An 8713-nucleotide genomic window follows, 5' to 3' on the forward strand; every position below is an offset into this window, starting at 1 on the left:
CAAATCCGGTTGTGGGGCGGTTCGGGGCCGACCTATCGTCCCCTCCCATGGACGGGGACGTGCGGTTGCTCGGGAAGGACGAGCTCGGTGCTTGCCAGCGGCTCGCCGACGACCGGGGGTGGGGCCCGGAGGAGCACAAGTGGCGCTTCCTGTTCTCGGTCGGCCGCGTCTACGGCGTGGACGCCGGGGACGGCGAAGGGGACGGCGAACTCGCGGGGGCGCTGGTGTGCACCCCTTACGGGGAGGACGTCGCCGCCATCAGCATGGTGCTGGTCGCCAAGCGCTTCGAGCGGCGCGGCCTGGGCGGACGGCTGATGCGCCACGCGATGGAAGCAGCCGGGACTGCGAGCTTCTGCCTGACCGCCACGGAATTTGGACGCCCGCTGTACGAGCGTCTGGGCTTCAGATCCGTGGGGATGTGCACTACGTACACGGGAGTGTCCGAGGGGCCGTCCAAGCGGAGTGAGTCCCAGCCGGTGGCGGCAGCCGACATGGCCGCCGTCCACGCACTCGATACCGAAGTGTTCGGCGCCGACCGCTCGCAGTTGGTCGAGGGGTTGCCTTCGTTCTGCGAGACGCTACGGGTCGTCCGGGGCGAGACAGGGATCGCGGGCTACGGCGGTGCGTGGCGCAACGACGACCGGGTCGTCGTAGGCCCGGTCATCGCGCAGAACGCCGAAATCGCGCTCACGCTGGTGGACGAGGTCGTCCCCGAGGGGCCGGTAAGGCTCGACATCGACCACCGGCACCCGGAGCTGATCGACTGGGCGGGCCGGCGCGGCCTGCGTCCCGCGTTCACCACGACGATCATGGAGTTCGGCGCGCCCGTCGCGAACGACCCGTCCCGCCTCTTCCTTCCCGTGGCGCAGGCCCTCGGCTGAGCCGTGCCGCTCAGCCGGCCTTCGCGGCGCTGCCTCCGCCGGGCAGGGCGTACCGGAAGATCTTCTTCCACGTGCTCGTGACCTGCTTGGACAGCGACCCCGTGTGGTACGGCAGGTCGTACTTCTCGCAGAGCTGCCGGACGCGCGGGGCGATCTCGCCGTAGCGGTTGCTCGGCAGGTCCGGGAACAGGTGGTGCTCGATCTGGTGGCTGAGGTTGCCGGTCATCAGGTGGAACAGCGGCCCGCCCGTGATGTTGGCCGACCCGCAGAGCTGCCGGACGTACCATTCGCCCTTCGTCTCGCCGTCCAGCCGCTCCTCCTCGAACAGCTCGACGTCCCCGGGGAAGTGCCCGCAGAAGATGATCATGTGGGCCCAGAAGTTGCGGACGACGTTCGCGGTGAAGTTCGCGGCCAGCGTGGAGACGAACTGCGGGCCGGTGAGCAGCGGGAACGCCAGGTAGTCCTTGCCCCACTGGCGGCGGATCTTGCGTCCGATCGCGCGCAGCTTCTCCTTGGTCACCTCTTCGTCGTGCCTGCCCGCCCGGATCTTGTCGATCTCCAGGTCGTGTACCGCGACCCCGTACTCGAAGAACATCGCGAGCAGCAGGTTGTAGAGGGGCTGCGCGACGTAGGCCGGGCTCCACTTCTGCTCGGGCGCGATCCGCAGGATGCCGTAGCCGACGTCGTTGTCCTTGCCGAGCACGTTGGTGAACGTGTGGTGGATGAAGTTGTGCGAGTGCTTCCACTGCTCGGCGGGGGAGACGTTGTCCCACTCCCACGTCGTCGAGTGGATCTTCGGGTCGCGCATCCAGTCCCACTGGCCGTGCATGACGTTGTGCCCGATCTCCATGTTCTCCAGGATCTTCGCGACGGCGAGCGTCGCGGTCCCGGCGACCCAGGCGGGCGGCAGCGAGGACGCCATCAGCAGCGCGCGGCCGCCGGCCTCCAGGCCGCGCTGCCAGCGGATCACCCGCCGGATGTAGGCGGCGTCGCGTGCCCCGAGCGTCGCGGTGATCTCCTCGCGGAGGGCGTCGAGCTCGCTGGCGATGGTCTCGTAGTCCTCGGCCGTGAGCCGGTCCGAGGTGGCGGCCGTGGTACCGGCCGTCGTGGTGACGGTCATCGTCGTGCTCCTCTCAGAGTTCGATCTCCACCGGGCCGGCGGCGGCCGAGACGCAGGTCTGGACGATCTCGCCCTCGTCGCCGTGGACCTCGCCGGTGCGCAGGTCGCGGACCTTGCCGGAGCACAGGCGGCCGACGCAGCTGTAGCAGATGCCCATCCGGCAGCCGCTCGGCAGCAGCGCCCCGGCCTCCTCGCCGGCGACCAGGAGCGGGGTGGCCCCGTCCGCGTCCACCTCGATCCCGCTCCTGCTGAACGTGACCCGCCCGCCCGCACCGGCGCCGCCGGCCAGGACCGTCTGGAAACGTTCCACGCGCAGGCGTTCCCCGGCTCCCGCCGCCCGCCAGTGCTCGGCGAGGTCGTCCAGCATCGCGCCGGGACCGCAGGCCCACGCCTCGCGCTCGGCCCAGTCGGGGCAGATCCCCGGCAGCTCGGACGGTCGGAACCGGCCGTCCGCCGCCGTGTGCCGCTCGTGCAGCCGCACCCCGTCCATCCGGCGGAGCTCGGCGCCGAAGATGACGTCCCCGGCCGTCCGGTCCGAGTGGACGAGCACGACGTCGGACGCGCCGCGCAGGTGCCGCAGCATGGCCATGACCGGCGTGATCCCGCTGCCCGCCGTGACGAACAGCAGCTTCGCGGGGACGGGCGAGGGCAACACGAAGTCACCCTCCGCCGGAGCGAGCCGGACGATCGTGCCGGGACGCACCTCGCGGACGAGATGCGCGGAGACGAAGCCGTCCGGCGCGGCCTTGACCGTGATCGTGATGCGGCCGTCCGGCCTCGGCGGGGACGACAGGGAGAACGTCCGCCAGTGCCGGACGCCGTCGATGTCGACCCCGACCTTGACCCACTGGCCCGGCCGGTGCCCCCGCCACATCCGGCCCGGCCGGATCACGAGGGTCGCCACGGCCGGTGCCTCGTGCCGGACGGCCTCGACGCGGCCCCGGAGTTCCTCCGTGGACAGCAGCGGGTTCACCAGGCCGAGGTAGTCCTCCGGCAGCAGCGGTGTGGTCAGCTGCCGTGCGACCGCCGCGATCCGCTGCCCGACCGTGGCACGGCCCGCGGTTCGCGCGGTGGTGGTCCTGTTCCGGGTCGCGGCTGCCACGATGCCTCCCCGATGACGCGTAACTTACGGTTCCGTAAGCTACGGAGAGGTAACCAGAGGTTCAAGGGTTTCGCCGGCAAAGCGACCGGAATCACACCATCGGCCGATGTTACATCCCGTGCTGTCATCGCCGGTGATCTCCCATTTTGTACCCGCGCGTTTGGAACTCCCTGCCCGACGGGATGGAACACGAACATCGGGAAGTGGCCGCCGGTGGCCGCGCCGACGTAGCGTAGGCGGCGGCGTACGTGCCGCTACGACGAGACGGGGTCAAGGGTGCGGGCAGCGAAGACCATCGGCGTGGCCGCCGTGCTTGCGTGCACAGCGGTCACCGGGTGCAGCGACGGGGGCGGCGACAACACGGCCCGGTCCTCCGTCCCCACCGGGCTCGACTTGTTCTACCAGCAGAAACCGTCCTGGAAGGACTGCGAGGACGACTTCGAGTGCGCGACCGTCCAGGTGCCGCTGGACTACGCCAAGCCGTCCGGCGAGAAGATCGGGATCTCCGTCATCCGGCTCCCGGCCGCGGACAACTCCAACCGCATCGGTTCACTGCTCACCAATCCCGGCGGCCCCGGCGGTTCCGGCGTCGACTTCGTCCGCCAGGCCGGCCGCGCCTTCGGCGCCGACCTCCGCCGCCGCTTCGACATCGTCGGCTTCGACCCCCGCGGCGTCGCCGGCAGCGCCGCGGTCCGCTGCAACAGCGCTGCCCAGCTCGACGCCTTCTTCGCCACCGACGCCTCCCCGGACGACCGGCGCGAGACCGAGCAACTCGGCGCCCAGGGCGAGAAGTTCGCGCAGAACTGCGAGACCAAGGCCGAGGACAAGCTCCCCTACGTCGGCACCGTCAACGCCGCCCGCGACATGGACGTCCTCCGCGCAGCCCTGGGCGACGACAAGCTCACCTACTACGGCGCCTCCTACGGCACCTACCTGGGCGCCTTCTACGCCGAGCAGTTCCCCAAGAATTTCCGCGCCCTCGCCCTGGACGGCGCCGTCGACCCCAACCTCTCCTCGACCGACCTCCTGATCGAACAGGCCAAGGGCTTCGAGACGGCCCTGCGCGCCTTCGCCGAAGACTGCGTCAGGACGAACAACTGCCCCTTCGGCACCTCCGCCGACGCCGTCATCGCCCGCATCTCCACCTTCCTCGCCGAGACCGACAAGCAGCCCCTCACCAGCTCCCGGGACTCCCGCAAGGTCACCGAGTCCCTGGCCGTGATGGGCATCGCCCGGTCCCTCTACGTCAAGGAGTACTGGCCCGTCCTCCGCCAGGCGCTGACCCAGGCCATGCAGAACAAGGACGGCACCACCCTCCTCGGCCTCGCGGACGAGATGGTCGAACGCGAAGCCGACGGCACCTACAGCAACCAGACCGACGCCAACATGGCCGTCAACTGCGTCGACAAGCCCAACCCCCCGGACCTGGCCGCCTACGGCAAGGCCGCCGCCGAAGCCGAGAAGGTCGCCCCCCGCTTCGGCCCCTTCGTCGTCTGGGGCGGCGTCCCCTGCGTCTACTGGCCCACCCAGACCGACCAGGAACCGAAACCCCTCACCGCCAACGGCGCCGCCCCCATCCTCGTCATCGGCACGACCCGCGACCCCGCCACCCCCTACAAGTGGTCCGAGAACCTCGCCGACCAGCTCTCCAGCGGCGTCCTGCTCACCTACGAGGGCGACGGCCACACCGCCTACCTCCAGGGCAACCCCTGCATCACCAAGGCCATCGGCGACTACCTGATCACCGCCGACCCGCCCGACGACGGAACCAGGTGCTCCTGAATAACCAGTGCGCACCCACCCCCGCGGACCCGGTAGACTTCTTCCCGCCGTGCCCCGGCCCGGCAAGCCGCCTTAGCTCAGTCGGCAGAGCGATTCACTCGTAATGAATAGGTCATCGGTTCGATTCCGATAGGCGGCTCCCAGCTCAAGGCCCCTTCCGATCATGGAAGGGGCCTCTCTGCTAACAGGCTCGCTAACAGCAGCGTTTAGGCGACCTCGTTCATGACCCGAGCGAACACGTCCGCCGCAGCCACCTCGGCCGACCGGATCACGTGCGCAGAGCCCCGCATGTGATCGCCGGGGCAGCGTGCCCGAGCCGAGCGGCCACCACGTGGGTGGTCGGCCCGGATGGTCTTGGTGCATCAGCCAGCCGACCGCGTCCGGATGGATCGGGTCACCCCAGCCGGCAGCGAACAAGGGCGGTCCGCAAGCGGGCTGCCGGGGCAGCCGCCCGCCCTCGGGCCGGGCATGCGGCCGCTGCGGGCCGGTCCCGTCCCGAGACCGGTCGGCCGCCTCAGCGGATGCGGAACACCACTGAGGCCGGAGCGAAAGCTCCATTGGTGGCCGTTATTCCAGCCACATCCCGTCGCGCATGATGACTCTCCCGCGTAGTTCCGGCTCGCCGCGCCAAGCGTGCACAGTCCTAGGGGCCACGCGTACATACAGAAAGGACCCCTCTTCCACGCGTGGATCCCACCCGAACTTGTCGGCGAACGCCTCCGCTGCGCCTCCGGGCACCTCCTGGTCCGGGAAGCACTCCGCCTCCCCCTGGAGGAGCACCACGTCGAAGGTGTCCGGTAGCGACAGGCGCACGCGCGGCTCTTCGCGGACGTTCCGCGCGGTCACGGAAGTGGCGCTGGTGCACATCCACACTGCTCGCCCATCCCACAAGAACCACAGCGGCACCTGGTGTGGCCCGTGATCAGGGTGAGCCGTCGACACCCATACATCCCGCTCGGTAACGAGCCGCTCCAGAGTGTCGCGAATACGCTCCGCCGTCCGGCGACGAACGATTCCCCCGGTCTCCATGAGGACCGACCCTAGCCAAGTAGGTGCGAAGCGCGCCTGAGGCGCAGGACCTACTCCTAACGGCCGATGAACCAAGCGTTCACGAACCACGGCGAACCGCCGACAGCCGTCCAGCACGAAATGCTGACAGCAGCGCCTAGGTGACCTCGTTTCCGGTGATGGGGCGCGGGTGATGGCTACGTCGGCGGCGGGGGCCGGTGCGGAGCTGGTGGTGGTGCCGGGGTTCGGAGAGTCCTCGGCCCCAACGGCGCCGGCAAGACCATCGCCGTCGAATGCCTCGAAGGACTCCGCCACTCTGACACCGGAACCAAGCCACACGTGAGGGCAGGTGGGGCTCGGCGGCGCAACCTGCCGGAAGGGGTGATCACGACCTGGACGTCTGGGATTGGCGGCTGGGGTGCGGGGTTGCCGGTGGCGGTAGGACCGTCGGTGGTGTTACGGGCTCAGGTGCTCGGCGAGGATCTTCAGCTGGGTTTTGCGTGCCTCGGCGTGGTGGTGGCGGCCGGCGTCGGTGAGCTCGACGAAGATGCCGCGGCGGTCGTTCTGGCACAAGGCTCGCTGGACGTAACCCTGTTTCTCCAGGCGGGCGACGGTACGGGACAGGGCGCTCTGGCTGAGGTACATGGCCGCGGCGACCTCCTGCATACGGCACTTCTCACTGTTGAGGTCGACGAGGCGGTCGAGTGTCTCGTACTCGCTCATGGTGAGGCCGTGGGCGTCCTGCAAGGCGCGCTCAAGAGCGCACGCAACCGCGTTGTAGCAGGTCGCGAGCTCGCGCCAACGGCCGATCAGGGCAGCCTCCGCCTTCATGGCGCGCATCTTAGCATGCGCACACATCAGATGCACCGGCATTAGATTCTGACGAATTTAGTGTGTGGACATTGGATGCATGCGCATGTACCGTTCTCCGACGTGACTATCACCGACACCTCACCCGCTCCTGCCGTCCGTGGGGCGGCCTCCTCGGATACGACCCGACAGGTCTGGACACCCCGGCTCTGGGGGGTCCTCGCGGTTCTGTGCGCCGTTTTGTTCCTCGATGCGCTCGACGTCTCGATGGTGGGCGTGGCGCTCCCGTCGATCGGTGCGGAGCTGGGCCTCACGACGACGTCACTGCAGTGGATCGTGAACGGCTACGTGCTCGGTTACGGTGGCCTGCTCCTGCTGGGCGGACGCACCGCCGACCTGCTGGGACGCCGCCGGGTCTTCCTCGCCGCACTGGCCGTGTTCGCTCTCGCGTCGCTGGTGGGCGGCCTCGTGGACAACGGGGTGCTCCTCATCGTCACCCGTTTCGTCAAGGGGCTGGCGGCCGCGTTCACCGCACCGACCGCGCTTTCCATCCTGACCACCACCTTCCACGAGGGGCCCGCGCGCAACCGAGCGCTGTCGGTGTTCTCGGTATTCGGGGCCAGCGGCTACTCGTCCGGGCTGATCCTCGGTGGGCTGCTCACCGGGTTCGGGTGGCGCTGGACGTTCCTCACGCCCGTGCCGATCGCCCTCATCGCCCTGGTCGCGGGCGCCGCACTGATTCCCCGGGACAAGCCGGCGGCGAGCGGCGGTCATGACCTCGTCGGCGCCGTGACCCTCAGCGGGGGAATGCTGCTGGCCGTCTACACCGTCGTCTCCGCCCCGGATCGCGGGTGGCTCGACCCGGTCACGCTCGGCTTCGCCGCTGCGGCCGTCGCGTTGCTGGTCGCCTTCTTCGTCACCGAGAGCAGGGTGCGGCACCCGCTGGTCCGCCTCGGAATCCTGCGGATCGGGGCGGTCGTGCAGGCCAACCTGAGCATCGTCGCGCTGTTCGGCTCGTACCTGAGCTTCCAGTTCATGATGACGCTGTACCTGCAGGACGTGCTGGGCTGGTCGCCGCTGAAGATGGCGATGGCGCTGCTGCCCGCGGGGCTCTTCGTGGCCTTCGGGTCGCCGTTCGTCGGCCGCCTGATCGATCGGTACGGAACGGCCCGTTTGATCATCACTTCCATGGCGTCCCTGACCCTCGGGTACGGATGGTTCTTGGCCACGGCCGGAAACGCCCCCCACTACGTCCTGACCATCCTGCCGACGATGCTGCTGCTGGGCGGCGGGTTCGCGTTCGGGTTCAGCTCGATCATGGCCCAGGCGACGGACGGCATCGACGACTCCGAGCAGGGCCTGGCCTCCGGCCTGGTCAACACCTCGGGCCAGGTCGGCGCCGCCCTCGTCCTGGCGGTGGTCACCGCCCTGGTCGCGACCGGAACGACCACCGGCGGGGACGGCTTCTCCGACTTCACCCCGGGCGTCAACCTGGTCAGCGCCGTCGCCGTAACCGGCCTGATTCTGAACCTCCTCGCCCTCCGCCGCCGCTCCCGCCACCACAAGCCCGCCTAACTCGACACCCACTAACTCGACATCCACCGGGACTCCCCCGATGCGGCGGCGCTGAGGGCAACCCTCTCCGTTTTCGTCGCGCAACACAGGCAGCCCCGAGTCTGAGGCCGGGCCCACTTCCGGGTCGGGGCCGCCGGCGGTGCCTCGCCGGCCTGGTTCTCCCGCCTGCCTTGACGGCCCCGCCGCCGCGGCGCCTCCCGATACGGCGCCGGAAGCCCTCCGCCGGCCGGTTGGACCACTGGCGTGAGTCAGTGGTCCAACCGGCCCGGCGACCTGACCTCAGGCCCTAGCAAGCGCAGTCTCAGTAACGGCTGCCGAGCGGGCTCGCTGGTTTCGAGGTCTGTCAGTTGACCTTCCCGGATTCCCGGGTGCCGGATGGTGTTCAGGCAAGGAGTATCCGTTGTTGATCGGTGGCGTGGCGGGCGGGTTAGGGGC

At 69.4% G+C, this 8713-nt stretch carries 7 protein-coding genes and 1 tRNA gene; 4 read left to right on the forward strand and 4 right to left on the reverse strand.

The features are described from left to right. Nucleotides 1-47 precede the first annotated feature (47 nt). Entirely contained in the window at nt 48-881 is an 834-nt protein-coding gene (locus E1289_RS07585) for a GNAT family N-acetyltransferase (RefSeq protein WP_131976728.1), read from the forward strand. A 10-nt stretch (nt 882-891) separates the two neighbouring features. Here the strand turns inward: E1289_RS07585 and E1289_RS07590 are convergent, their stop codons facing one another. Both E1289_RS07590 and E1289_RS07595 read right to left on the reverse strand, forming a co-directional pair. After that, on the reverse strand, nt 892-2001 hold the full coding sequence (locus E1289_RS07590) for an acyl-CoA desaturase (protein ID WP_131976730.1): 1110 nt from the start codon (nt 1999-2001) through the stop codon (nt 892-894). A gap of 13 nt (nt 2002-2014) precedes the next feature. Next, nucleotides 2015-3103: a ferredoxin reductase gene (locus tag E1289_RS07595; protein ID WP_243712680.1), complete on the reverse strand. Its 1089-nt coding sequence runs from the start codon at nt 3101-3103 to the stop codon at nt 2015-2017. A gap of 276 nt (nt 3104-3379) precedes the next feature. On the opposite strand from E1289_RS07595, the gene E1289_RS07600 reads away from it, so the two are divergent. Both E1289_RS07600 and E1289_RS07605 read left to right on the forward strand, forming a co-directional pair. Then, nucleotides 3380-4885, forward strand: a complete 1506-nt coding sequence (locus E1289_RS07600; protein ID WP_165970385.1) for an alpha/beta hydrolase — start codon at nt 3380-3382, stop codon at nt 4883-4885. 66 nt (nt 4886-4951) lie between these two features. Beyond that, nucleotides 4952-5024, forward strand: a tRNA-Thr gene (locus E1289_RS07605). 428 nt (nt 5025-5452) lie between these two features. Here the strand turns inward: E1289_RS07605 and E1289_RS07610 are convergent. Both E1289_RS07610 and E1289_RS07615 read right to left on the reverse strand, forming a co-directional pair. After that, on the reverse strand, nt 5453-5914 hold the full coding sequence (locus E1289_RS07610) for a pyridoxamine 5'-phosphate oxidase family protein (protein WP_131976734.1): 462 nt from the start codon (nt 5912-5914) through the stop codon (nt 5453-5455). Nucleotides 5915-6349: 435 nt separating this feature from the next. After that, nucleotides 6350-6724 (reverse strand): MarR family transcriptional regulator, encoded by a 375-nt coding sequence (locus E1289_RS07615; protein WP_131976736.1) that lies wholly within the window; start codon nt 6722-6724, stop codon nt 6350-6352. Between the two features lie 219 nt (nt 6725-6943). Between E1289_RS07615 and E1289_RS07620 the strand changes: the two genes are divergently transcribed. Further along, nucleotides 6944-8278, forward strand: a complete 1335-nt coding sequence (locus E1289_RS07620; protein ID WP_243712681.1) for an MFS transporter — start codon at nt 6944-6946, stop codon at nt 8276-8278. The last annotated feature ends 435 nt before the right edge of the window (nt 8279-8713 follow it).

Origin of the sequence: Actinomadura sp. 6K520, from assembly GCF_004349245.1 — a bacterium.
Lineage (GTDB): Bacteria > Actinomycetota > Actinomycetes > Streptosporangiales > Streptosporangiaceae > Spirillospora.